Raw genomic sequence first — 23224 nt, forward strand, 5'->3', positions numbered from 1 at the left:
TCGGGTGTTCGCCGGAGACGTGCTGGGGTCACGGATCGTCGACCGCTCGGGCCGGTCGATCGGGTCGGTCCAGGACGTCGTGGTCCGCCGGGACGACGACGGGTACACGGTCCTCGGCCTGGTCCTGGGACGTTCCGCGTTCGCCGGGCGCCTCGGGTTCGGAGACTCCCTCGAACCCCCCACCCCCTGGAGGCACGTGTTGGCCTGGCTACGGCGACACGAACGCTACGTCAGGTGGGAGGACGTCGTGTCGGTGGAGACGGGACGCGTGACGATCGCCGTGGACCATGACTCCCTTCCCAGGCACTGGCATCAGCAGGCGTGAGTCCGCGCGGTGCCGGGGCCCCGGGAACCCGGGAGGTCGCCCGCACCTCCGGCTCCCGCTCGCCCCGGTTCCGGAAAAGCTGCCCCTCCAGTCGGTTGAGGCGGTCCCCGAACCCCCCTGCGGCACGCGGTGAGCTCCGGGCCGAGGTCGTCACGGGCAGGTCGCACGGGCGGCTCACACGGTGTCCGCGCCGCACCAGTTCGTTGACCAGGGCCTGGTCCTCCGCCATCCGCAGTGCCTCGAAACCGCCGCAGTCCAGGTAGGCGGAGGCCCGCACCCCGAGGTTGGCCCCGTGCACGTGGGGGTGCTCCCCGCCCCGGACCACCGGATAGGTGCGCACGAAGCGCTCCGCCAGTTCGGCGCGACGCCCGGACCAGTCCGCGACCTCGACGGTCCCCGCCACGGCGTCGGCGTTCCGGGACAGAGCCAGCTGGGCCGGTATCCAGCGCTCCGGCACCACGCTGTCGGCGTCCGTGAAGGACATCCACACGTCGTCAGCGGGACCGACGAGGTCGAGCGCCAGCTCGGCCCCGGCCCGCCGCACCGCTCCGACGTTGCGACACGCGACCTCCAGCACGTGGGCGCCCTCGGCGCGGGCCAACTCCGCCGTCGGGTCGGCGCAATCGTCGGCGACCACCACCACGCGCCGACGCCTCGGGGCCAGCCCGCAACGGCGCAGGGAGGCGTGGACCGACCGCAGGCAGGCGACGATGCTCTCCGCCTCGTCATGTGCGGGGATCACCACGGTGACGGCGTCCATCAAACCAGCCCCTCCCGCTCGGCGACCGAGCGCGACCCCCGGACGCCGGGGCACTCGTAGACGCCGAGCTGGAAATCCCGCTCGACGTGCAGCACCGTTCGGTCCAACCCCGGCACAGCGTCGACCGCCCGGTGTGCGTCGTCCCCGGAGCGCACGTGGTCGCGGACCGGGTGACGCCAGTGCACGGCGACGACCGTCCCCTCCGGTGTCAGGGAGCGCACGGTCAGGGCGAGCACCGTGGCCAGGTCGGCGTCGTCGAAGTAGTAGAGGAGTTCCGAGAGCACCACGAGATCGAAGCCTCCGCCGGGCCACTCCTCGGGAACGGCGGCGCGGCCGACCTCGACGTGCTCGGCGCCGGTCAGCGCGCTCCTGGCGCGGGCCGCGGCCTCCGGAACGACCTCCCAGGCCAGGAGCGCGTCGCACCGCGCCGCGAGCCCACTCGTGAGGACCCCGATCGAACACCCGGGTTCGAACGCCCGCGCGTACCTCTCACGGGTCAGGGACGCGAGAGTGAGCGCCCGCTTGCGGTGCTCGTACCAGCGGCTCCGGAAGCCCCACGGGTCCGCCTCTCCCGCGTACACCGAGTCGAAGTATCCCCGCCCCACACTCACCGGAACACCACCTCCCATCCGCGCCGGAAGTGTGCCAGCATCGCCTCGTCGAGGACGGCGCCGTCCGCCGCGGTCGGGCCGATCGGCCCGGTCTGCGTGGTGAAGGCGCCCAGAGCCCGGGCCTTGAGCCGGCGTACGTCCGGCGGCAGGTCGATCCGCCGCGCCCGTGCCCAGGGCACCGAGGCCTCGGCGGGTCGGGCCCAGTGCCACGTCCACACGGGGTAGGAGACGAGTGCCGGGCCCGGCCCCGAAACCGATCCCGCCCCGTTCGCGCGGTCGAGGGCCTCACGGGCCGCGAGACCGGTCGCACGGTGGTCCGGATGCAGGTCGCCCTCCCAGGTGGCGACGCACAGTTGGGCGCCCGCGCACAGTTCCGCGAGGCGCTCGGTGAGCCGGGCGCGGCACTCCTCGACCCGGCCGTCCGGGAACCCCAGCCGGACGACGCGGGCGCCCCCGGCTCCCAACAACGACAGTGCCCGCGCGCGCTCGTCGGCGCGCGCCTCGGCCAGGGCCCGCGGAGGAAGGCTGCCGCCGGGGTGGGAGCCCTCTCCGTCGGTGACCGCCACGACGGTGATCCGCGCGCCCAGCGCCGCCAACAGGGCCGTCGCCCCGCCGAACCCCAGCGTCTCGTCGTCGGGGTGGGGGGCGACCACCACCGCGTCCGTGACTCCCGCCAGGGCGAACGCTGGCAACCGCCGCAAGACGCCCCATTTGCGCCAGAGCCGTTCGGGGGTGCCCTCGGCGTCGATCGGGTGCGCGTCGCCGCGGGTCTCAGAGGCCATGGGGTTCGCCCCCCTCCGAAACGTCCATCCCGCCCAGGGCCGCAAGGTCGCGGTCGGCGTGGTGCTGGCTCAGGTACACGGCGAGGTCGGCCGCCGCACGGGCGTAGTCGGCGTCGGCCGCGAGCGGGCCCGCACCCAAGGCCTCGCCGGTGCGTCTCAGGACGTCCCCGCAGACCCCGGCGACGACCGCGCGGACCCGTGCGGCGCGCGGGGCGGCACGGTCCAGGACGTCCTCGGGGTCGGCGTCGATCTCGTCGGCCGCCCGGCCCAGCACGGAGGCGGCCGCGTACAGGTCCCGATCCACGCTCCCCCACGCCGTGCGGGTGTGCACGTCGGCCGTCTCCCGCGCCGCCCGGGCCGCCAGCGGCGCACTCACCGCGACCGCACCGCCCAGCCAGCAGGCGGCGACCCCGGCGCCGCCGTGGTGGAAACCCGGCCTCCGCGTATAGGCCCCCGGGTCCCCGACCGCCTCGGCGGGCACGTCGTCGAACCGGAGCGTCAGTGTGTCGCTGGCCGCCATGCCCGCGCTGGCCCACGTGCCCTCGGGCGGCCCGAGGTCAGCCGTGGCGACCGCGAAGAGGCGGCGTCCACCCCCCGCGATCTCGGCGCTCACCAGGGCGTGGGTACAGCTGCGCGCACCCGAACAGAAGGGTTTGACACCCCTCAGAAGCCAGCCCCGGTCGACGGCCAGGGCGGTGAGGCCGGGGCCGGGCGGATGGGCCGCCCACACACCCCATCGCTGTCCGTGCCGGGGCGGCTCCGCGCCGAGCTCGATGAGGATCGCCACGGCGTCCGCGTGTCCCTCGGCGAGCCGGGCCAGGCACAGGTCCTCGCGCGCCAGGTTCCGGAGAGCCCTCCACCGGCTCCGGGTGCGCCCCCGGCCCGGAAGGGGAAGCTCCAGGTCGCCGGAGCGGACCGCTCGGGCGAACGACGCGGCGACCCGGCGGCGGCTCACCTCCGGCACGCCGTCACGTGGCGCCTCCCCCTCCTCCGCTTCCACCGGTGCCCGCGAGGTGGTCGGTCGGCTCATCGGTCCTCCCCTGGCCTCTCCTCGGTCCCGCCGCGCACACGCGGGGTCCGCCCGTGCCCTCCTTGGGCGTCTGACCCGGTCAGCCCTCCCCCAAACCCGCAGTGCCGGTCCGGCCGCCCCGGGCCCACTCCGGTGCGAGCGCCCGGGTCAGACGTGGTCTCGGGGGACACGCTCGGTCCACTCCCGGGAGAAGACCCGCTCCCCCGATTCGTAGGCGTCGAGGGTCGCGTGCACCCGGAACTCCTCCTCGGTGCACTCCAGCGCGGTGTACGTCTCGGTACGGGTCCGCCACCCGCCCCGGGAGAACCGCATCGTCCACGCCGTCCGCCCCCGCACCGACGTGAAGTCGTCCCCCACCGCCTCGTACAGCTCGTGGGCCCGACGGGTGGCATCGAGGCCGATCTCGTCGTAGCGCAGCACCCCGCCGTCCTTCTCGATCTCCAGGACGAAACGGTTGTCCGCCATGTCGCGCCGGACCGTCCAGTGGTGCTCACCGGGTCGCATCCGTGTGGTGGGTGCCGGGGCCACCGCCTCCGGTTCCGCGAACGCGTCACCGCCGGGTTCACCACCCTCGACGCGCCGCACCGGGAGGACCAGACTGCTCCGGTCCGGGTACACCGTCAGGAGCACGGGCCGGGGCGGCGGCCAGGCCAGCGGCCAGTAGGAGGTCGACAGCGACAGCCGAATCCGGTGCCCGGGCGGGAAGGCCTGCGCCACCCCGTTCAGGGTGATCTCCACCCGGTAGGTCTCCCCCGGAACCAGCGTCGTCGGCGCGTCGTCGCGATCACGGTGAGTGAGGTTGAGTAGCCCGTAGGTCACCCGTGTGGCGCTCCCGTCCGGGGCGACGTCGCACAGCCGCGCGGCGACCATCGCCACCGGCTCGGTGACGCACAGTTCCAGGACCGCGCGCGCCGTCCCCAGGATCTCGCACCGCTCCTGGAGTGGTTCGGTGTCGAACACGAGGGAGCCGCCGTCCTCCTCGCGCTGGTCGAAGGGCAGGTCCGGCGGCGCGCTGTAGGAGGCCCACTTGCCTGCGAACTGTCCCACCGACAGCGGGGAGCGCACCGTCCTCTCCGCGGTACCGCCCCGCGTCTCGGGCGCGCCCATCGCGTTCTCGGCCAGCGTCAGCTCGCGCTCCTCCACCCGGGCGCACGGCCAGCCGGGTTCACGGACCCAGCGGCCGGGACGCTCCTCGTAGGAGGTGGAGGGCGGGACGCTCTCCTGCATCCACGCCCACAGGCCGGTCTCCCGCTCCACACCGTTGTCCTCGCCCTTGGTCCAGTGGTCCAGCCAGCGCACCACCTCCTGGAGGTAGCCGATCGCCGGGCCGGGCACTCCCAGGTGCGGGTACCGGTGCGACCAGGGGCCCACCAAGCCCTTGACGGGGGCTTCTAGGTGCTCCAGCAGGCGCAGGACGGCGTTCGAGTAGCCGTCGGCCCAACCGCTGGTGGCAAGGACCGGGCACCCGACGCTGCCGTAGTGCTCGCTGACGGAGGCATGCCGCCAGTAACCGTCCCTGCGCTGGTGGCGGAGCCACTCCACCACCCAGGGGCGGTTGGCCTCCAGCCGCTCCAACCACATGTCACGCCAGGCCGGGCCGACGGTCTGCGGATCGGGCGGGCAGGTGGCGAACGCGAAGGTGGTCCCGGCCTCGGCCAGGTTGTCCGACAACAGGCAGCCGCCCATGTAGTGGAAGTCGTCGGCGTAGCGGTCGTCGGTGAAGCAGCTGACCGCGATGGCGCGCAGGCTCGGGGGACGCCGCGCGGCGACCTGGAGGGCGGCGAACCCACCCCAGGACAGACCCATCATCGCGGTGTTCCCGTCGCACCAGGGCTGGTCGGCGAGCCAGGCCAGGACCTCCTCCGCGTCCCGCTGCTCGCGGTCCAGGTACTCGTCGGTGAGCACCCCCTCGGAGTCCCCCGTGCCCCGCAGGTCGACCCGGACGCAGACGTACCCGTGCCCGGCGAGGTAGGGGTGGTGCGTGGAGTCGCGCACCGAGGTGAGGTCGCGTCGCCGGTAGGGAATGTACTCCAGGACGGCCGGGACGGGGGACTCCTCGGCCGTGCGCGGCATCCACAGCCTCCCCGCCAGGCGCACGCCGTCCGACATCGGAATCCAGAAGTGGTCCTCGGCCCGGACCTCGTGGGGCAGGTCGTCGACCGTACGCATCAGCGCACCTCCTCTGCCTCAGCCGCGCACGACGTCCGCGGCCTGGGCGTCGTTGCGGAACTCGAACCGCAGAGCCCGCACGCAGCGCTCGAACTTGGCGCGCAGCTCCAGTTCGTCGGCCCCTCCGGTGATGATCTTGGCCAGCTCGTAGCTGTAGCTGTCCTGGGCGAGCATGTCGGAGAGACGCTGGCCCTCCTGCGGCACCACCTGGACGCTCACCCCCGTTATGGACTCCCTCAGTGCCACCACCTCGTCCGGGGTCGGTACCCGGGTCACCACGCCGTCGCGGAATCGGCGCAGGTACCACTCAGCGGCCACGGGGAACCTGTCCCCGGCCGACTCGGTCGGGTGGGGGTCGCGCCCCAGGGCCAGGCGGAGCATCCGCTCGTGGTTGGCCACCCCGTCGACGACCTCGAACAGCGCCGCGTGGCTCTGGGAGTGCCGGGGGTTGACCTCCACGACGCCGAGGCCGTCCGTGATCGGGTCGTAGAAGAACTCGACGCTGAAGGTGGCGTCGTCCAGCCCGTGCGCGGTGATGACGCGTTCGGTGGTCTCGACGATCCGCCCCCGGACCCGCTCCGGAAGTCCCGACGGGTACTGGTGACACAGGAACGACGCGTCCCCGGGGTAGTCGACCGAGTCGAGTACTCCGTACACGGTGACCTCACCACGGTGGACGCACCCTTCCGCGGCGGCCTGTACCCCGTGCAACTCCCCCTCGGCCAGGCAGTGTCTCCGACCGGCCCTGGCGACCTCGGCGGGCAGGTCCACCCGGCTCAGGACGCTCTCGAAGGGGCGCCCCAGCCGGTCGACGCCCTTCCTCAAGCGCGCGACCGCGCCGTCGAAGCCCTCGTCGTCCTGCGCCCGGAACGCGAGTTCGGAGGAGGCCGACTTGATGGGCTTGATCCACAGCGGGTAGTCGAGCCCGTGACGGGGCCGCTCGGCGTCCAGGTCGACCAGGGCGAACGGCGGGAGGGCGTCGGTCGCCCCGGCCTGGATCAGCCTGCTCCAGTACTTGTGCTCGCAGCGCACCACCGCGGCCAGGTCCGGTGCGGGCAGGCCGCGCTCCGCGCACAGGATCGGGACGAGCAGGGTGACTGGGAAGTCCCGGAACCCGAGGATGGCGTCGACCGTCCCCTCGAAGCCCTCCAGGACCCCGCGGGCGGCCGCGAGCGTTGTCTCGACGTCGATCTCGCCGCGCTGGAGCTCCTCGATGCCGAGGAGTGTGTGGAACCGGCACTCCCGTCCCGTCGGGGTCCTCTCCAGCAGTCGGCGGTTGCGCTGGTCCAACCCCATCACGAAGACGTTCTTCATGGCTTCTCCCTCCTCCCCACGCGTGCGCGAACGGACGTGCGGGCTCACTCGCGCGGCTACCCCGGCTCCCGGGGCGGTACACGTACGTCCGGAACCGGAAGGGCCGCCCGGGGCCCCGGGCGGCCACCAGAGGCGCTACCCCACGTACCGCCGGGCCTCGGACCTACGGCGCGGCCCCGCGAGCAGGCGCAACCCCTCTTCCACGTGCGCGGGCACCGGGCGGCGTTCCCTGAGCACCCAGGGGAGCCCGGCCAGGGCGTCGAGCACCGCCAGCGCGCTGGTCACGTCGTACGGGACCGACCCCAGCACGGACCGAGTGTGGTCCAGTGCCCCGCTCGGGGCGCGGCGCAGCCAGGCCGTCCACAGGGTGTTGCGGATGCCCTGGCGCCTGCGTCGACGCGGCTGCCGGACCTCCGACGCCTCGTGGTGGGCCACCATGGCCTCGTCCCAGCACATCCACCAGCCGTCGGCGGCCAGGTCCAACGCCAGGAGCTCCTCCTCACCGCCCAACCACAGACGCGAGGAGAAACCCCCGGCACGGCGGAACGCCTCCACCCGGAACACGGTCACCCCGGCAAGGACGCCCAGCAGGGCGGGCCCGGGAAGCCAGTCGGGGCACGGCAGCGGCGAGTGGCGCAGCTCCGGGGTGAGCGGATCTTCCTCGCCCCGGGGCTCCACCAGTAGGCGGGCGGTGATCGCCCCGAGGCGCGGGTGTGCGTCGAGCAGGCGGACCGCGCGGCCGAGCGCGCCCGGCTCCCACCAGGTGTCGTCGTCGCAGAAGGCCACATAGGGGGTGGGCAGGGCCTCGACCCCCAGGTTACGGCCCACCGCGCCCAGGTTGGCACCCGCGCGGATGAGGTGCGTCCCCGGGTGCTCCTCCTCGACGGTCCGCGCGGTGCCGTCGGTGGAGGCGTTGTCCACGACCACGATCGGTGGCGACTCCGGCAGTTCCTCGAGGAACCGCAGGGTCCGGGCCAGTTCACGCCTTCGGTTGTGCGTGATGACCACGACGCCGATCCGGGTGTTCACGTCCGTTCCAGACACGCGAGATCCTCCTCCACCGACGCGGGCAGTCGACTACGCGCTGCCCACACGCGGGGCGCCATGGCCACCGCCAGGCGCAGCGCCCGGCGGGCCTCGGGGTCCCGCACCCCCCGCGCCAGCGCCCTGGCCGTGCGTTCCAGGACCACCCCGGGTCTGCGCCGCAGCCACACGGTGAGCAGCGCGTTGCGCTGCTCCAGAGTGCGCCGCCACCGGCTGGGCGGGCGCGACGCGGACGGCCGGTGGTGGGCGTGCACTTGCGGCAGGTGGCACAAGCCCCACCCGCGGACGGTGAGGTCCTGCGCGAGGAGCGCCTCCTCACCGCCGAAGAACAGCAGCGAACCGAACCCTCCCACCTCGTCGTAGGCGGCTCGGCGCACGACGCTCGCACAGGCCAGGAACCCCAGGGCCCGGGGCCAGGGCAGGTCGGCCGCCGGGGCCAGCGGGCTGTGCAGCAGGTCCCCGTTGACGGGGTCGGGGCGCTCTTCCTCCCCCACGTAGACCGCCGCCGCCACCAGGCCCAGCCGGGGGTGCGCGTCCAGCGCATCCGCCGCGCGTTCCAACGCACCCGGGTACCACCAGGAGTCGTCGTCGCTGAAGGCCACGTAGGGAGTTTCGGTGAGCGCGACCCCCGTGTCCCGTGCCGCGCACCCCGCGTTGCGGTCGTTCTCCACCAGTGTGACCTCGGGGAACCTGCTCCGGACGGTCTCTCGTGTGGAGTCACGCGAGGCGTTGTCCACGACCACAACCGGCGGCGCGGGCTCCAGCGAACGCAGGCGGGTCAGGGTACGGCACAACTCCCCGACCCGGTCACGGGTGATCACCACGACCGACACCCTGGATCGCTTCGTGTCCGGCTCCATCCTCTTCCTCCCTTGCCTGGCGGAGCACCCCGTCCGCCTTGTCGGCGATGTCCATCTCCGCGTGCCGACCCATGAAATGGGCGAGCGTTCGGCGCAGGCCCTCTTCCAGCCGGACACGCGGGCTCCAGCCCAGGGCCCACCCGGCCCGGGTGATGTCGGGCCTGCGGAAGTGCGGGTCGTCCTGGGGCCGGTCGACGAAGACCACCTCCGAGCCAGAGCCGGAGAAGTCGCGGATGAAACGTGCCAGCGTGAGGACGCTGACCTCCTCCTGGCTGCCGATGTTGACCGGCCCGGGCTCCTCGGACTCCTCCAGGAGCAGCAATCCCTCCACGGTGTCGTCCACGTAGCAGATCGAACGCGTCTGGTGCCCGTCGCCGGTCACCGTGATCGGACGTCCGGACAGCGCCTGCGTCATGAACGTGGGGATCATGCGCCCGTCGTCGGGACGCATCCTGGGGCCGTAGCTGTTGAAGACCCGGGCGATACCGACGTCGGTCGCGCCCTCCCTGTGGTGCGCCATCACCAGCGCCTCGGCGTACCGCTTGGCCTCGTCGTACACGCTGCGCGGACCGACCGGGTTGACGTGTCCCCAGTACGTCTCTCGCTGCGGGTGCTCCCTCGGGTCCCCGTAGACCTCACTGGTGGAGGCCAGGACGAAACGCGCGCCGTGCGTCCTGGCGCAGGCCAGGGCATTGCGGGTGCCCAGGCTTCCGGCCTCCAGGGTCGGGATCGGCAGCCGGAGGTAGTCGGCGGGCGAGGCGGCGGAGGCGAGGTGGAACACCGCCGAGACGGGTTCGTCGACCTCCCAGGCCTCCGTGACGTCGGCCAGGTGGAGGCGGAACATCGGGTGGTCGAGCAGGTGGCGGACGTTCTCCGTCCGCCCGGTCGCCAGGTTGTCCAGGCACACCACCCGGCGGCCCCGTTCCACGAGGCGATCGCACAGGTGTGACCCCAGGAATCCGGCGCCTCCCGTCACCAGGACGGCGCCCTGTCCGGAATGCGGCATGTCTGTTCCCTCCTCTGGATACGGGCCGCGCCGGCCCGGGACGGTTGCTCGTTTCTCAGGGCCACGAGGTCTCCATGGACGGACACACGACCATCTCCCGCACCTCACACCCGCGCGGCTGACGGAGCGCTGTCAGCACCGTCGCCGCGACGTCCGCCGGATCGTTGAGCTTGGCGTCCGGCCCCGGCTTGTACTGCTCGGGCCGATCGTCGAAGAAGGCGGTCCGCATCCCGCCTGGTACCAGGAGCGTGACGCCGACGGACCCGGCGAGTTCGGCGGCCAGAGCCCGGGTGAATCCCACCACGCCAAACTTCGAGGCGCAGTAGGCGGTGGCGTCGCTGAGCGCCCGCAGGCCCAGCGTCGAGGCACAGTTCACGACCGTCCCCCCGCTCGCCCGCAGGTGCGGCAGGGCCGCGCGGGTGACCGCGACCGTCCCCAGCAGGTTGACGGCGACCACGCGCTCCCACTCGTCCGCCGCGACCTCCCCCAGGGTCCCGCAGGCGTCCGTCCCGGCGGCGTTGACCACGGCGTCGATCCGCCCGTGCCCCTCCACCACGTGGGACACCGCCCGTTCGACGGCGTGCCGGTCGGCCAGGTCGACCTCCTCGAAGGCCGTGCCGTTCCCGGGGTGGCGGCGGTCCAGCACCACCGGCGTCCCGCCCTGTTCCGCCACGGCCCGGGCGGTGGCGGCTCCGAGCCCGGAGGCTCCGCCGGTGACGATCGTCGTTCCGATCTTCCTCATGGTTCCTGCTCCTTCCAGTGGGTGCGTTCAGGTCGCGGGAACGTCCTCGTGTTCGCGGATGCGGTCGATGAGCCGGGTGGAGGAGCGCCCGGCGAGCAGGGGCACGGTGACCACTTCGCCGCCCGCGTTCCGCACCGCGGGTGTCTCCGGCAGGAGATCCGGGTCGTAGTCGCCACCCTTGACCCACATGTCCGGTCGCAGCCGTTCCAAAGCCCGGACCGGAGTGAGCTCGTCGAAGAGGACGACCGAGTCCACGCAGTCCAGGGCCGACAGGACCCTGATCCGGTCGTGCTGGTGCACCACCGGACGCCCCTCCCCCTTGAGAGCCCGGACCGAGGCGTCGTCGTTGAGCAGAACGACCAGGTGGTCGCCGAGCGCGCGGGCGCGTCGGAGCAGGTCCACATGACCGGCGTGGAGCACGTCGAAGCAGCCGCCGGTCGCCACCACCCGTCCGCCGCCCCGACGGACGGCTTCGGTGACCGGCGACGGGGTGTGGAGGGTGACGGCGGGCCCGCGGCCCGGTACGGGGGTCGTGTGCGCGCCCGCCGCCCCCCGGCCGACGAACGCGGTGGCGGCCCTGGCGCCCTCGCACACGGCACGGTGCGTGTCCGGTGCGGAGGCCAGAGACCTGGCACAGGCCGCGGCGAAGGCGTCGCCGGCCCCGCAGGTGTCCACCGGGGTGCGCACCGGAGACGGGGCGGTCCGCCCCCCTTCGTCCCAGCGGTCGCACCACACCGCGCCCTCCTCGCCCAACGTGACAGCGACCGCGTCCGCCCCCCAACGGGCCACGAGGCTCCGGGCCCGTTCCTCCGGGGTCCTCAGAGCTCCGGCGCCGCCCAGGAAGGACTCGGCCTCGTTCGGTGTGACCAGGGCGGTGCCGGGAACGGGCGGGGCACCCCTCGGGTGCGGGTCCCACACCACGGGCACCCGCCCCACGACCCGGGCCAGGGCGTCGCGGACGATTTCCTGGCCCGTCATGCCGAGGCCGTAGTCGGAGACCAGGACGGCGCTGGCCCCGTCGAGGAGGGCGTACATGTCCGTGCCGCCCCTCCACGCGAACCCGGGTTCACACCCCTCGTCCACACGGGCCACGGTGCCCTCCGCCGTCTGGACGCGGGTCTTGGTCGGTGTGTGGGCGCGCGGGGAGGGCGTGACAAGGACCACCCCGGCGCCCAGTCCACGGGCCACCTCCGTGGCGGCGGCGTCGGCTCCGAGCGCCGTGACGAGTACGACGTCGACTCCCGAGTGCTCACTGAGCAGGCGGGCGGTCAGTGCGGCGCCCCCGGGCCGGTGGCGGCGGGTGGTGTTCTCCACGACGGGGGCGGGCGCGTCCGGACACGTGCGGTACGAACGGCCGAGCAGGTCGACGTCCAGCAGCGCGTCGCCGACCACCACGATGGTTCCGGTGCTCATGTCGTCGTCCTCCTCTGTACCGGGACCTCCAGGGCGAGTCCGAGCCGCTCCAGCCGGTTGTCGACGGCCGCGCAGAAGACGTGCACGAGGGCCAGGTGAACCTCCTGGACGGTCGACGCGGAGACCGCCGGCACACCCACCGCCTCGTCGCTGAGTACGGCCAGTGCGCTGGCCTCCGGACCGGTCAGCGACCACGTCACCACCCCGAGCTCACGGGCGGCCCTGGCCGCTTCGACCACGTTCTCGCTGGTACCACTGGTGGACAGGCACACGAGCATGTCGCCCCGCGCCGCGTGTGCGCGAAGTTGCCGCGCGAACGCGTACCGGTAGCCGTAGTCGTTGGCGATGGCGGTGAGACTGGAGGTCTCCGCGTGCAGTGCCAGGGCGGACAGCGGGGCTCGCTCCCTCTCGAAGCGCCCGGTCAGTTCGGCGGTCAGGTGCTGGGCCTCGGCCGCGCTGCCTCCGTTCCCGCAGGCGAAAAGGCGCCTGCCGGACGCCAGTTCGGGCGCCGCCGTGCGTCCCCAGCGCTCGACGCTCTCCACGTCGGTACCGGCCAGGGCGTCGACGAGTTCTCGCAGGTGCGTGTGCATCAGTCCTCGCCTCCCGTGGCGGTACCGACCGTTCGCTCGAGGACCTGGGTACGGGGGCGTCTGGGCCGGGGCACGTCAGCGGAGGCCCCGGCGCGGTAGCAGTCCACCGTGGCCCGGGCGACCGCCTCCCACGTGTACAGGTCCTCGACTCTGCGCCGGGACGCCTTGCCCAGGTCCTCCCGACCCCCCGGGTCCGCGAGCAGGCACCGCAGGGACTCGGCGAGTCGTGCCGGGCGCCTCGGGGGCACCAGCACCCCCGTCCGACCCGGCACGACCGTGTCCCGGTGCCCTCCCACTCTCGAGGCGATCACGGGAACACCACAGGCCATCGACTCCAGGGTCGAGATCCCGAACGGTTCATACCAGGGCACGTTGACCGCGATGTCCACCGACCTGATCAGGGCGGGAACGTCGACGCGGTCGACGCAGCCGAGAAAACGCACCCGGTCGCGCAGCCGCAGTTGCGCCGCCATCGCCTGGAGGCGTACCGCCTCGGGGTCGTCGGCCAGCTCGCCGGGCGGTGGTCCGCCCGCCACGAGCAGTTCCGCCTCGGGCACCGCCGCCACGGCCCGGACGACCGTGTCGACGCCCTTTCGGGGCACCAGTCGGCCGAGGCTGAGAACCCGGGGACCCCTGCCCCGCTCCATGACGGGGCCCGTCGGTGAGAAGCGTGTCGAGTCGACCCCGCAGGGCACCACCGCCACCCGCTCGGGCCCCACCCCCCAGGTCAGCAGTTCGTCCCGCTCCTCGTTCGAGGTGGCCACGACCATGGTGCTGGCTCGGGCCACCTGGCGCTCGACCCCTCGGCGCTGCGGCGGGCTCGTGTCGGCGGCCCCCTGGAACCGGCGCTTGACCGACCCGAGGGCGTGGAAGGTCTGGAACACGGGAATCCCGAAGGCCTCCGCGGCCGGAACGGCCGCGGCTCCGCTCATCCAGAAGTGGGCGTGCACGACGTCCGGCCGCCACCAGGCCCAGGCCCTGCGGAGCCGCCGTCCGAACTCGGGCATGTGCGGCGGCAGGTGGTCCTTGCCGACCGCGGCGACCGGTCCGGCTCGCAGGTGTTCAACCGTGACTCCGTCGGCCAGGGCTACCCGATCGGGACTCGTGGTGTCCGCGCGACGCGTGTAGACGACCACCTCGTGCCCCAGGCCCGCTAGGGCCGTGGCCAGTTCCGCGACATGGACGTTCTGCCCCCCGGCGTCCTCTCCGGTGATGCACGCCAACGGACTGGCATGCTCCGAAACCATCGCGATCCTCATCGTGACACCTCCTCCAACAGCCGATCCCAGTCGTCAAGGAACCTGGGAAGCCCGTACCGCTCCAGCGCGGCCTGCCTGGCCACGGCTCCGGCCCGCTCCGCGTGTTCCCGGTCCTCCAGGAAGGCGAGCAGGGCGTCCCGGAGCACTCGGGGGTCGGTCGACACCACTCCGGCCTCCGGCGGCACCGCCTCGTAGGCCTCCGTGGCACCCAGGGCGGCGACGGGCAGGCCGAGCATCATGGCTTCGATGAGCGAGAGTCCCAACGAGGTCCACCTGAGGGGATGCAGGTAAGCTCGCCGCCGGGCCAGCTCGTGGTGCATGGCGAGCTGGGGCAGGTCCTCGTGGGTCCGGAGCCGGGACTCACTCAGCCCCAACCGCGCGGGTGCGCCCTCGACGGCCATTCCGAACAGGTCCAGGGGCACGTGCTCCGCGATGCCTGGCAACAGGTCGGTGCCGGTGAAGCGCCAACGGCGCAGGGGCTCGTTGAGGACCACCCCGGCACGCTGGACGTCTCCTGTGTAGAGGTGACCCGGATCGGGGACACCGTGCTCGACCACTCGGGTGGGAGCGCGTCCGCAGTCCCAGAACAGGTCGTTGAAGTGCGTGACGTGCACGACCGGTATGTCCGACCGGTCGGCGAGGGGGTGCCGCGTGTCGGGCACCGCGCCACGGGGGGTGTCGTGTTCGACGTAGACGGCGGGAACCTCGTGACCCGGAGCCCGCCCCAACCAACGCGCGGACAGCTCGAGTTCGTGCGGCCGCTGCAACACCACCAGGTCGACGTCGGTGTCGAGGAGCTCCTCGGTAGGCACCTCGACGGCGTTGTCGGGCCAGTCCCAGGTGCGGGCCCTGCCCCTCCCGTCGGGCCCGCGCTCCGGTTCGAGCGGTAGCAGGCACGTGTGGCCCGACCTGACGAACGCCGTCGTCCAGGACCCGTGCACGTGCCACAAGAGGACTCGAAGGACTCTCGCCGGGGTCCGCACCGCCGTGGCCGCCCCCCGCTCCCGTGTGTGCGTCGTGTACGTGTTCGCGGTCATCGCGGACCCTCCAGTTCCTCAATGGCGGTCAGCACGTCCCCGGCGGTCACTCCGCGCAGGCACGGGTGGCCGGGAACCGGGCACTCGCGGGCGCGAGTCCCGGCGCATGGCGCCGTCTGGTCGCCCAGGACACGACGCGCCACCCCGTAGGGGGCCCAGGCCGAGGCGGGCACCACCGGAGCGAAGAGCGACACCACGGGAGTGCTCAGCGCCGCCGCCAGGTGGGCGGGGCCGGTGTTGCCCACCGTCAGGACCCTGGCCCGGCGCAGCACGTCCGCCAGTTCGGCGGTGCTGGTGCGTCCCGCGAGGTTGCGGGCGTGGTCCGCCGCCACGGAGGAGGCGTCGGCACCGTCCGACCCCGTCACGACGACGCGATGTCCGCGGTCGTGCAGCGCCGCCGCGACCTCCGAGGCGAGAACCGGGGGGAGTTCGCGTGCGGGCGCGTCCGCTCCCAGATGAACCGCGAAGTACGCGCCCGGGCCGGTCAGAGCGACCGTGTCCGGAAGCCTGTCGGTCAGTGCCAGTCGTCCGTCGTCACCCGGCGCCAGACCGAATCCCGCCGCCTCCACCAGGGAGAGGGCGCGCTCGGGCTCGGGGATCGCGGGAGCGACCCGGTGGCGTACGTCGAGAAGGCTCCCCGGGTAGTCCTCGCTGATGGCGCTGACTCGTCTCACCCCGGCCATCCTGAGCAGCAGGGCCAAGGGCAGCGGCGACTGGTGGTAAGAGGTGAGGATGACGGCCTCGCGCGCACCGGTCGCGACGATCCGGGCGATCAGGTCGTCCACGTCGGCGCGGTCGACGGGCGGCGGCACCGGATCGATCCACGGTGACCGCCACACGATCGTGCCGTCCACGCCCGGAAGGAGCTCGGCGGCGGCCGCGCCCCTGGGCCCGACCAGCATGACCACCCGTTCCGATCGGTGCGCGACCGCGCGCACGGCGGGCCCCGACAGCACCACGTCGCCCATGCTGTCCATCCGCGCCACGATCACGGTCACGGCCGCCTACCCCCCAGGAGCCTGACGACCGCTTCGAGTGGTCCGTCCTCCACCTCGGGCACCGCACGCAGTTCGGCCTCCCGAGTGCGAGGAGTGGGAACGAGGACACCCCTGGCACCCGCCGCCGCGGCCGCCTCCACGTCCGCCCCGATGTCGCCCACGACCGCGCACTCGGCCGGGGAGACCCCCAGCTTCCTGGCCGCGGAGAGCACCATCCCGGGACGCGGTTTACGGCAGGCACAACCCTCGTCCTCCCGGTGGGCGCAGACCTCCCACACGTCGACCGGCCCGACGAGGTCGTCGATCCTGCGGTGGACGGCGGACACGTCATCCTCGGTGATCAGACGGCGCCCCACGCCTGACTGGTTGGTCACCACCGCCACCGCGAGTCCGTGGCTCCGCGCCAGTTCGATCGCCCGCGCCGCGCCGTCGCGCGGCGCGACCAGCGCCGGGTCTCCGTTGTAGGGCACGTCCTCCACCAGGGTCCCGTCGCGGTCGAAGAGGATCGCCCTCAGGGATGGCCGCCGCCGGGAACGCGCGTGTCGAAGCTCTCCCGCGGCCCGGTGCCAGACGGCCAGCGGCGGGACGAGCGCACTGGTCAACGCCATGTCGGCCCACTCCCCGGCGTCGGCGGGCCCGGACATGATCCTGGCCGCCGCGAAGCGAGCCGTACGCGCGGCCCACAGGGCGCCGAGCCCGCCCGCCGTCCGTGGCCGGCCGGCGAGGGCGGCGGCGGCCGACGCGACGAGCAGGGTGGTGGTGACCGTGTGGGAACGCAGCGACCCGGGCGCCTCGTCCACGCGTTCGCGCCAGCGCGACCCATGGAGACGGCGCATGAGGGCGTTGTCGGCGTTGCCTCGTTGGGCGGTCAGCGAGGCACCCCTGCGTCCCTTCGACGCCGGGTGCACGCACACGCGCTCTCCCAGAACCAGACACAGGCCCGCCTCCTCCATCCGCAGCGCCAGGTCCGTGTCCTCCCGGTAGGCGCGGGGAAAACGTGTGTCGAAGCCCCCGACCCGTTCGAGGGCGCCGCGACGCAGCGCCAGGTCAGCGGTGATCCACCGGGCCTGCTCCAACGCGATGGTGTTGCGCTCGTTGTCGGTGGGGCGCCGTCCCGCCGGACGCGGGACGACGATGCGCCCCTGGCTCCCCGCGACGTGCTGTGGCAGGTCCTCGAGGTCGGCGCTGAGCCGTTCCGACCAGTTCGGGGGCGGCCGTACGTCGTCGTCCAGGAAGACGATCCACGGCGCTGAGCAGGAATGCCACCCGGCCTGGCGCGCGGTGGCCGGGCCACGGCCCCCGGTCCGAAGGACACGGACACCCGGCCAGTTGACGCCGAGGACCGGTTGCGCGTCGTCGGCTCCGGGGCGGTCGTCGACGACCACCACCTCACTGGGTGCGACCGCCCGCGGAACCGTGACCAGAGCACGCAGGACCTCGTCCAACCCCGGCCTTCCCACGGTCGGGATCACGATCGCGTACTCGGGCCCCGTCACGGCCTCGCCCCGTCGGCCCCGGCCCGTCGGATGAGGAAGGGCCCCAGCGCGAGGACGTCCACCGGCGCGGAACCGAAGCACTCCAGGGCGTCACGCGGCGAGTCGACCATCGGCCGCCCCGCCGTGTTCAGGCTCGTGTTGACCAGGACCGGAAGCCCGGTCAGCGCCTCGAACTCGGCGATCAGCCGCGCGGTGGTCGGATCGTCCTCGCGCTCCACGGTCTGCACTCTGGCGGTGCCGTCGACGTGGACCACCGCCGGTATCCGTTCACACCACTCCGGCGCGACCTCGTGCACGAAGAGCATGTAGGGGCTGGGCAGCGGCCCCCGGGAGAAGATGTCCGGGGCGCGTTCGGCCGACACCATCGGGGCGACCGGGCGAAACTGTTCCCGACCCTTGACCCGGTTGAGCCTCTCGAGGTTCTCCTCCTTGGAGGGGTTGGCAAGCAGGGAGCGGTGCCCCAGGGCCCGGGGACCGTACTCCGACCTCCCCTGGAACCACGCGACCAGAGCGTCGTCTCTCAGCGCGCGGGCCACCTCCGCGACGAGGTCGTCGGGGCGCTCGAACTCGACGTCGGCGTCCTCCAGGATTTCGCGGAGTTGGTCCTCGTCCCAACTGCGGCCGAGGTCGGCACCGGGCATGGGGCGAATCGTGTCGCCCAGGTCGGCGGCGACCTGGAGTGCTCCGCCCAACGCGGTCCCGGCGTCGCCCGCCGCGGGTTGGACCCAGACCTCGTCGAAGGGGCCCTCAGCGGCGATACGGCTGTTGGCCACGCAGTTCAGGGCCACCCCGCCGGCCATCGCCAAGCGGCTCAGCCCCGTTCTCTGGTAAAGCCACTCGACGAGTTGGAGGAGGACCTCCTCCATCCGGTTCTGCACACTGGCGGCCAGGTCCGCGTGACGCCGGTCCGGTTCCTGCCCGGGCTGTCGCGCGGGCACCAGGGACTCCCAGTCCACTCCGGACGCCACGATGAGCCCGTCGCCCAGATAAGCGATCCGGTCTTTGAGGAGTTCGTCCAGCGCGGGTTCGCCGTAGGACGCCAGGGCCATGACCTTGTACTCGTCACTGGACCGCCGGAACCCCAGGTGCTCGGTCAATTCCTCGTAGACCAGGCCCAGCGACTCCGGGAGGTGCTGCCTCGCGTAGACGTCCAGCTCCCCGTCCGGGGTGTAGGCACCGGCCAGGTGCGAGGTGGTCTCCCCCCGCCCGTCGGCGACCAGGACCGCCGTCCCCTCGGAACCGTCGGAGGGGGCTGGCGCCGCCAGGGCGGCGGAGGCCGCGTGCGCGACGTGGTGCGGCAGGTAGACGACGCTGGCCGGGTCCAGGCCCGGCAGTGCCGTGGCCAGGAAGTAGGGGGCGCGCTCGACGTAGATGGACCGCAGGCGCTCCCAGACCGGCTCGAGTCCCGGACCCTCGCTCCTCGCGAGGCCGGGGTCGTAGGAGTAGGCGACCGCGTCCAGTTCGGACGGATGGAGCCCGGCCCGGTCCAGGCACCAGCGCATGGCCTGCTCGGGCAGCTCCCAAGCGGAGAAGGGAACGGCCTCCTTGCCGTGCTTGCGTCGGGAGAACCTCTCCTCCTCAGCCGCGGCGACGGTTCGGCCGTCGACCACCAGTGCCGCAGCGGGATCGTGGAAGACGGCGTTGACGCCGAGTACCCGCATGGACATCCTCCTCACCGTCTGGGTGCCGCTTGGACACCGAACACAAGCAGTCGACTACCTAGCGCGAAACGGTATAAACGTGACGGTCGAACGATTGACCTGCGGTTTCGTTGTCGATCACCTTCGATCGGGCTCGGCAGCCAGCTCGGTGGTCCCATGCGCGTCGCGGTGTTTGCCGGACCACGCGAGGGGTCAGGTCCGAGGCACGTGGCGCTGGATGGCGAGGGGGTTCGATGGGCGGTCGACACACTCGGCGCAATGCCGTCCCGGGTCGGTCGACGGCGCCGCCACGGCGCGCCCTCCTGGCGCTGCGGTGCCTGGGGCTGGGGGACTTCGTCACCGCCGTTCCCGCGCTGCGCGCGTTGGAGCGGGCCTTCCCCCACCACGAGCGTCTGCTCGCGGCACCGGTCGTGTATCGCGATCTGCTTCGTCTGGCGGGGCTGGCGTGGACCGTGGTTCCGGCCGAGCCGTTGCGCCCTCCCCCGTGGCGGGGCCCGGCGCCCGACCTGGCGGTGAACCTGCACGGTCGGGGCCCGGAGAGCACCGCCGCCCTGCGCGCGCTCGTACCGGCCGGGCTCTGGTCCCACACTCCGCCGGGAGGAGCCCCGGGGGCAGCGCCGCACGGGCACGCGTGCCCTGCCCAACCCTCCCGGTACACGGAGGCGCCCTGGCCCGGGCCCGTGCACGACGCCCGCCTCTGGTGCGGTCTCCTGGAGTGGAACGGCGTGAGCGCGAATCCGACAGACATGTGCTGGCCGCGGCCTGCTGGGCGTGGGGTACGCGGGGGACGTACAGACACGGCCCCGGGAAGGACTGCGGACCCGGGCGCGGCGATCCTGCACCCCGGTGCGAAGTCCGCTTCCAGACGGTGGCCCTCGGAACGGTTCGCGTCGGTGGCTCGGTGGCTGCGGACACAGGGGCTCCGTGTGGTGATCACCGGCTCGGCCGGTGAACGCCCCCTCGGACTCCGGGTGGCCGCAGAGGCGGGTCTGGACCCGGAGGCGGTCGTGGCAGGTCGGACCGACCTCGCCTGTCTGGCGCGGCTGGTGGCCGAGGCCAGGCTGTTGGTGAGTGGCGACACCGGTGTGGCCCATCTCGCGACCGTCTACGGCACACCGTCGGTCCGGTTGTTCGGACCGGTGTCGCCCGCACTGTGGGGTCCGTTGATCGACCTCGACCTGCACGAGTGTCTGTGGAAGGGCGAATCGGGCGACCCCCATGGGGACCGACTCGATCCGGGCCTGGACGCTCTGGGCCCCACGGAGGTACGCGAGGCCTGCGAGCGTGCCCTCCGCCGTGGCCGCACCTGGTCACAGGCGGGTGCGTGAGGGTTCACCCCGGGGAGTCCCGAACACGGGCTCGGTAGCGACTCGTCCTCGATCCGTCACCGCACCCGCCAGGAAGGGTGCGGGCCGCCAGGGGTCACCCCTCGGACTCGGCCCGCTCGGGAACCCGCCGGGCGCCGAGCCGTCGGCGGGCCCGGACACCAGCGAGGGACGGGCCCGCCTCGGGCGGGCCGTACCGGGTTCCCCCTGGGGCACCCTTTTCGCGCCCGACCCCCGGCCCTACGTTCGGGGCGGGCGGCGGGCGAAGTCCGGCGCGTGCTCCGAACGCACGCCCACGCCGATGACGTACGCGGGCACACCGGTCAGCCACGGGGCGGCCCGCAGCAGGCCCAGCACCGCCCTCGGCGGCCCCTGCCTCTCCCCCCGGACGATCGGCTCTGCCAACGTGCGGTGCATGGCCCGCTGTAGCGCCTGGACGACCACCGTCGGCAGGAGCCGCCGACGACGCACCCGGGCCAGGTCGCGCCCCTTGAGGGTGCGCTCGCGCAGGGGCCGGGCCAGCACGGCGGCCGCCGCCACGGCGTCCTGCACGGCCAGGTTGATCCCCACCCCGCCCACCGGGGACATGGCGTGGGCCGCGTCCCCGACGCACAGCAGACCGGGCCGGTGCCACCGGCGCAAGCGGTTGACCCGCACGTCCAGGTGCTTGACCTCGTCCATGGAGCCCAGCTGGCGGATCTGGTCGGTCAGGTCGGGCATGACGCCCTCCAGGTCCCGGCGGAACGCCTCCACCCCGCGTTCGCGCAGTTCGGCGTCGGTGCCCTTGGGCCCCAGGTAGGCGGCCTGGAGGTAGCCCTCGCGGGGGATGACGACGGCGAAGCCGCCCCTGCCGGCGCTCGGCGTCAGACTCGTCACCAGTCCGGGTGCCGCCGGGAGGCGGAACCACCAGGCGTCGATGCCGACGGGGAAGTTCCTGGGCACCAGGCCCGCCTCGCGCCGCACCAGGGACCACCGGCCGTCACAGGCCACGGTCAGGTCCGCGCGCAGCTCGCCCTCCCCTTCCGGGGACCGGTAGCGCACCCCCTCGATCCCGCCGGGCCCGCGCAGCAGGCCGGTGGCCTCGGTCCTCATCCGCAGGGTGAAGGAGGGCTCCTCGCCGCCCGCCTCGGCCAGCAGGTTGAGCAGGTCCCACTGGGGGACCATGGCGACGAAGGGGTAGGGCGTCCTCAGCCTCCGGAAGTCGGCGAGGGTCACCGTCCGCCCCGCCCCCACCGGCCAGGCGACGTGGTCGACCCTGCTCTGGGGCAACTCGGCGAACCGCTCGTAGAGGCCCAGCTCCCCCAGGAGTCGGAGGGTGGAGGGGTGCACGGTGTCGCCTCGGAAGTCGCGCAGGAAGTCGGCATGCTTCTCCAGCACGGTCACCCGCACACCGGCGCGGGCGAGCAGCAGCCCCAGCACCATCCCGGCGGGTCCACCGCCCACGATGGCGCAGGTCGTCGATGGGCTCATCGGCTTCTCCTTCGTCGTGGCACGCACGGGGTCGTCCGTCGCGCGGGAACGGGCAGTGGCCGGATACGGTCAGCGGCCGAAGAGAGCCTCGTGAGTGGGGAGACCTCCCCTTGCACCTCACGACTCCCCCACCGGATCAGGTCCATGTCGTCATCCTCCCCCCGCTCCTCCCCCGTACCCTTCCCCCCGGGTGTGCGGCCGCCGCTCGCCGACGACCCCCGGCACGTGGGCCCCTTCCGCCTGCTCGGGCGCCTGGGCTCGGGGGGTATGGGGGTGGTGCACGCGGCGGTGGACGGTGCCGGGCGCACCGTCGCCGTCAAACGGGTCCACTCCTCGCTGGCCGCCGATCCGGAGTTCCGCGCCCGGTTCCGCAGGGAGGTCTCCCTCGTGCGCCGGGTCCGTTCCGAACACGTCCCCCGGTTCCTGGACTCCGGCACCCGGGACACCGTCCCCTGAAGAGATCGAAGGCGCTTCTACGCGGCGAACACCCGGCAAAGCCGCCCCGAGAGCGGTCGCGGGACCACCCGCGAGTCAGCGCCGCCAGCCAGGCCTCGGGAGGTCCCGAACCGGTCAGACGCGAGCGCCGATGGCCCCCGCCCCCCGTGACAGCTCGGGCAACCAGGTGATCAGCTTCTCCGCACTGGTGACGTCGGTCGTCGTCACCAGGTTGATCGCCCCGACGAGTTCCTTCTCGGCGTCGTACACCGGCACGCTCAGGCTCAGCGCACCGAGTTCCCGCTCGGACTCCGCGAGGTAGTAACCGTCCTCGCGCACGCGCCGGACATCTTCCATCAGGGCCCGCTCACCCTGGACCCGCCCCGAGGCCAGTGAGACCTCCGGGAAGCGGCGGACGTACTCCTCGATCTCCGCGTCCGGCCAGGCCGCCAGCAACACCTTCCCGCCACCGACGTCGAGCGGCACTCGGCGCCCGATCGGGAACTGGTAGCGGAGCGGATCGGCTCCGCTGACACGGGCGATGAGGATGCGCTCGTCCCCCGAGCGGACGAACACGGAGGAGGTCAGCCGGGTGGTCGCGGAGAGCTCGGTGAGCACCGGCGTCGCGATCGTGCTCACCCGGTCGTTGATCACGAAGCCGTGCGCCAGCCCCAGCACCACCGGACCGAGCGCGTACCCCAGGCGCCCCTGTTGGACGTAGCCGCGCCGCACCAGCTGGTTCACCGTCCGTTGCGTGGTGGCCAGGTGCAGGTCGGCCTCCCGCGCGATGTCACTCAGCCGCAACGGACCGCGCGCGCGTTCCAGGCATTCGAGCACGTCCAGCGCACGGTCGAGCGTGCGTCCCTGGTTTCCGCCTCCGGCGCCCATGCTCGCCTC

At 73.1% G+C, this 23224-nt stretch carries 22 protein-coding genes; 3 read left to right on the plus strand and 19 right to left on the minus strand.

Going from position 1 to position 23224, the window contains the following annotated elements:
* Positions 1-19: 19 nt before the first annotated feature.
* Positions 20-325: a PRC-barrel domain-containing protein gene (locus ACFYL4_RS15425; RefSeq protein ID WP_387519036.1), complete on the plus strand. Its 306-nt coding sequence runs from the start codon at positions 20-22 to the stop codon at positions 323-325.
* On the opposite strand, the gene ACFYL4_RS15430 is transcribed toward ACFYL4_RS15425, so the two are convergent.
* From ACFYL4_RS15430 to ACFYL4_RS15510, 17 genes are all read right to left on the minus strand, one after another.
* A complete protein-coding gene (locus ACFYL4_RS15430; RefSeq protein ID WP_357759235.1) occupies positions 231-1085 on the minus strand; it encodes a glycosyltransferase in 855 nt (284 codons plus the stop codon). The genes ACFYL4_RS15425 and ACFYL4_RS15430 overlap by 95 nt on opposite strands.
* The gene (locus tag ACFYL4_RS15435) at positions 1085-1696 is read right to left on the minus strand and encodes an SAM-dependent methyltransferase (RefSeq protein WP_357759232.1); all 612 of its coding nucleotides are present in this window, start codon (positions 1694-1696) and stop codon (positions 1085-1087) included. The genes ACFYL4_RS15430 and ACFYL4_RS15435 overlap by 1 nt, the downstream gene beginning before the upstream one ends.
* Positions 1693-2478: a PIG-L deacetylase family protein gene (locus ACFYL4_RS15440; protein ID WP_387518875.1), complete on the minus strand. Its 786-nt coding sequence runs from the start codon at positions 2476-2478 to the stop codon at positions 1693-1695. Before ACFYL4_RS15440 ends, ACFYL4_RS15435 begins: the two co-directional genes overlap by 4 nt.
* Entirely contained in the window at positions 2468-3508 is a 1041-nt protein-coding gene (locus ACFYL4_RS15445; protein ID WP_357759227.1) for an acyl-CoA dehydrogenase, read from the minus strand. Before ACFYL4_RS15445 ends, ACFYL4_RS15440 begins: the two co-directional genes overlap by 11 nt.
* Before the next feature lie 147 nt (positions 3509-3655).
* Positions 3656-5677 (minus strand): CocE/NonD family hydrolase, encoded by a 2022-nt coding sequence (locus ACFYL4_RS15450; RefSeq protein ID WP_357759224.1) that lies wholly within the window; start codon positions 5675-5677, stop codon positions 3656-3658.
* Between the two features lie 18 nt (positions 5678-5695).
* Positions 5696-6991, minus strand: a complete 1296-nt coding sequence (locus ACFYL4_RS15455; protein WP_357759221.1) for a biotin carboxylase — start codon at positions 6989-6991, stop codon at positions 5696-5698.
* Positions 6992-7126: 135 nt separating this feature from the next.
* Complete coding sequence (locus ACFYL4_RS15460; protein ID WP_357759219.1) at positions 7127-8035, minus strand: glycosyltransferase; 909 nt, start codon at positions 8033-8035, stop codon at positions 7127-7129.
* Positions 8017-8895: a glycosyltransferase family 2 protein gene (locus ACFYL4_RS15465; protein ID WP_387518878.1), complete on the minus strand. Its 879-nt coding sequence runs from the start codon at positions 8893-8895 to the stop codon at positions 8017-8019. The genes ACFYL4_RS15460 and ACFYL4_RS15465 overlap by 19 nt, the downstream gene beginning before the upstream one ends.
* Entirely contained in the window at positions 8843-9901 is a 1059-nt protein-coding gene (locus ACFYL4_RS15470; protein WP_357759214.1) for an NAD-dependent epimerase/dehydratase family protein, read from the minus strand. Before ACFYL4_RS15470 ends, ACFYL4_RS15465 begins: the two co-directional genes overlap by 53 nt.
* 55 nt (positions 9902-9956) lie before the next feature.
* A complete protein-coding gene (locus ACFYL4_RS15475) occupies positions 9957-10643 on the minus strand; it encodes an SDR family oxidoreductase (protein WP_357759211.1) in 687 nt (228 codons plus the stop codon).
* 27 nt (positions 10644-10670) lie between these two features.
* Entirely contained in the window at positions 10671-12056 is a 1386-nt protein-coding gene (locus ACFYL4_RS15480; RefSeq protein WP_387518881.1) for a PfkB family carbohydrate kinase, read from the minus strand.
* Positions 12053-12646: an SIS domain-containing protein gene (locus tag ACFYL4_RS15485; RefSeq protein ID WP_387518883.1), complete on the minus strand. Its 594-nt coding sequence runs from the start codon at positions 12644-12646 to the stop codon at positions 12053-12055. The genes ACFYL4_RS15480 and ACFYL4_RS15485 overlap by 4 nt, the downstream gene beginning before the upstream one ends.
* Positions 12646-13905, minus strand: a complete 1260-nt coding sequence (locus ACFYL4_RS15490; RefSeq protein ID WP_387518885.1) for a glycosyltransferase — start codon at positions 13903-13905, stop codon at positions 12646-12648. The genes ACFYL4_RS15485 and ACFYL4_RS15490 overlap by 1 nt, the downstream gene beginning before the upstream one ends.
* Positions 13902-14942 (minus strand): glycosyltransferase, encoded by a 1041-nt coding sequence (locus tag ACFYL4_RS15495; RefSeq protein WP_357759199.1) that lies wholly within the window; start codon positions 14940-14942, stop codon positions 13902-13904. The genes ACFYL4_RS15490 and ACFYL4_RS15495 overlap by 4 nt, the downstream gene beginning before the upstream one ends.
* Complete coding sequence (locus tag ACFYL4_RS15500; RefSeq protein ID WP_387519037.1) at positions 14939-15919, minus strand: glycosyltransferase family 9 protein; 981 nt, start codon at positions 15917-15919, stop codon at positions 14939-14941. Before ACFYL4_RS15500 ends, ACFYL4_RS15495 begins: the two co-directional genes overlap by 4 nt.
* A gap of 17 nt (positions 15920-15936) precedes the next feature.
* On the minus strand, positions 15937-17436 hold the full coding sequence (locus tag ACFYL4_RS15505) for an HAD-IIIA family hydrolase (RefSeq protein WP_387518888.1): 1500 nt from the start codon (positions 17434-17436) through the stop codon (positions 15937-15939).
* The gene (locus tag ACFYL4_RS15510; RefSeq protein ID WP_357759193.1) at positions 17433-19097 is read right to left on the minus strand and encodes a carbamoyltransferase C-terminal domain-containing protein; all 1665 of its coding nucleotides are present in this window, start codon (positions 19095-19097) and stop codon (positions 17433-17435) included. Before ACFYL4_RS15510 ends, ACFYL4_RS15505 begins: the two co-directional genes overlap by 4 nt.
* Positions 19098-19843: 746 nt before the next feature.
* Between ACFYL4_RS15510 and ACFYL4_RS15515 the strand changes: the two genes are divergently transcribed.
* Positions 19844-20425 (plus strand): glycosyltransferase family 9 protein, encoded by a 582-nt coding sequence (locus ACFYL4_RS15515; protein WP_387519038.1) that lies wholly within the window; start codon positions 19844-19846, stop codon positions 20423-20425.
* A gap of 237 nt (positions 20426-20662) precedes the next feature.
* On the opposite strand, the gene ACFYL4_RS15520 is transcribed toward ACFYL4_RS15515, so the two are convergent.
* A complete protein-coding gene (locus ACFYL4_RS15520; RefSeq protein WP_357759187.1) occupies positions 20663-21892 on the minus strand; it encodes an FAD-dependent oxidoreductase in 1230 nt (409 codons plus the stop codon).
* A gap of 144 nt (positions 21893-22036) precedes the next feature.
* Here ACFYL4_RS15520 and ACFYL4_RS15525 point away from each other — a divergent pair, with 144 nt between their 5' ends.
* Positions 22037-22348 (plus strand): hypothetical protein, encoded by a 312-nt coding sequence (locus ACFYL4_RS15525; protein WP_387518891.1) that lies wholly within the window; start codon positions 22037-22039, stop codon positions 22346-22348.
* A 114-nt stretch (positions 22349-22462) separates the two neighbouring features.
* On the opposite strand, the gene ACFYL4_RS15530 is transcribed toward ACFYL4_RS15525, so the two are convergent.
* The gene (locus ACFYL4_RS15530; protein WP_357759183.1) at positions 22463-23215 is read right to left on the minus strand and encodes an IclR family transcriptional regulator; all 753 of its coding nucleotides are present in this window, start codon (positions 23213-23215) and stop codon (positions 22463-22465) included.
* Positions 23216-23224 lie beyond the last annotated feature (9 nt).

Source organism: Nocardiopsis sp. NPDC006938 (genome assembly GCF_042869555.1).
In the GTDB taxonomy this organism is placed as follows: domain Bacteria; phylum Actinomycetota; class Actinomycetes; order Streptosporangiales; family Streptosporangiaceae; genus Nocardiopsis.

What these genes read in the sequence shown, in the direction of transcription:
- ACFYL4_RS15480 (WP_387518881.1), bottom strand. Translation starts at nt 12,056, where the DNA reads ATGAGCACCGGAACCATCGTGGTGGTCGGCGACGCGCTGCTGGACGTC.
- ACFYL4_RS15525 (WP_387518891.1), top strand. Translation starts at nt 22,037, where the DNA reads ATGTCGTCATCCTCCCCCCGCTCCTCCCCCGTACCCTTCCCCCCGGGT.
- ACFYL4_RS15465 (WP_387518878.1), bottom strand. Translation starts at nt 8,895, where the DNA reads ATGGAGCCGGACACGAAGCGATCCAGGGTGTCGGTCGTGGTGATCACC.
- ACFYL4_RS15440 (WP_387518875.1), bottom strand. Translation starts at nt 2,478, where the DNA reads ATGGCCTCTGAGACCCGCGGCGACGCGCACCCGATCGACGCCGAGGGC.
- ACFYL4_RS15510 (WP_357759193.1), bottom strand. Translation starts at nt 19,097, where the DNA reads ATGCGGGTACTCGGCGTCAACGCCGTCTTCCACGATCCCGCTGCGGCA.
- ACFYL4_RS15490 (WP_387518885.1), bottom strand. Translation starts at nt 13,905, where the DNA reads ATGAGGATCGCGATGGTTTCGGAGCATGCCAGTCCGTTGGCGTGCATC.
- ACFYL4_RS15470 (WP_357759214.1), bottom strand. Translation starts at nt 9,901, where the DNA reads ATGCCGCATTCCGGACAGGGCGCCGTCCTGGTGACGGGAGGCGCCGGA.
- ACFYL4_RS15445 (WP_357759227.1), bottom strand. Translation starts at nt 3,508, where the DNA reads ATGAGCCGACCGACCACCTCGCGGGCACCGGTGGAAGCGGAGGAGGGG.
- ACFYL4_RS15485 (WP_387518883.1), bottom strand. Translation starts at nt 12,646, where the DNA reads ATGCACACGCACCTGCGAGAACTCGTCGACGCCCTGGCCGGTACCGAC.
- ACFYL4_RS15430 (WP_357759235.1), bottom strand. Translation starts at nt 1,085, where the DNA reads ATGGACGCCGTCACCGTGGTGATCCCCGCACATGACGAGGCGGAGAGC.
- ACFYL4_RS15530 (WP_357759183.1), bottom strand. Translation starts at nt 23,215, where the DNA reads ATGGGCGCCGGAGGCGGAAACCAGGGACGCACGCTCGACCGTGCGCTG.
- ACFYL4_RS15450 (WP_357759224.1), bottom strand. Translation starts at nt 5,677, where the DNA reads ATGCGTACGGTCGACGACCTGCCCCACGAGGTCCGGGCCGAGGACCAC.
- ACFYL4_RS15495 (WP_357759199.1), bottom strand. Translation starts at nt 14,942, where the DNA reads ATGACCGCGAACACGTACACGACGCACACACGGGAGCGGGGGGCGGCC.
- ACFYL4_RS15500 (WP_387519037.1), bottom strand. Translation starts at nt 15,919, where the DNA reads ATGGACAGCATGGGCGACGTGGTGCTGTCGGGGCCCGCCGTGCGCGCG.
- ACFYL4_RS15475 (WP_357759211.1), bottom strand. Translation starts at nt 10,643, where the DNA reads ATGAGGAAGATCGGAACGACGATCGTCACCGGCGGAGCCTCCGGGCTC.
- ACFYL4_RS15455 (WP_357759221.1), bottom strand. Translation starts at nt 6,991, where the DNA reads ATGAAGAACGTCTTCGTGATGGGGTTGGACCAGCGCAACCGCCGACTG.
- ACFYL4_RS15520 (WP_357759187.1), bottom strand. Translation starts at nt 21,892, where the DNA reads ATGAGCCCATCGACGACCTGCGCCATCGTGGGCGGTGGACCCGCCGGG.
- ACFYL4_RS15515 (WP_387519038.1), top strand. Translation starts at nt 19,844, where the DNA reads ATGTGCTGGCCGCGGCCTGCTGGGCGTGGGGTACGCGGGGGACGTACA.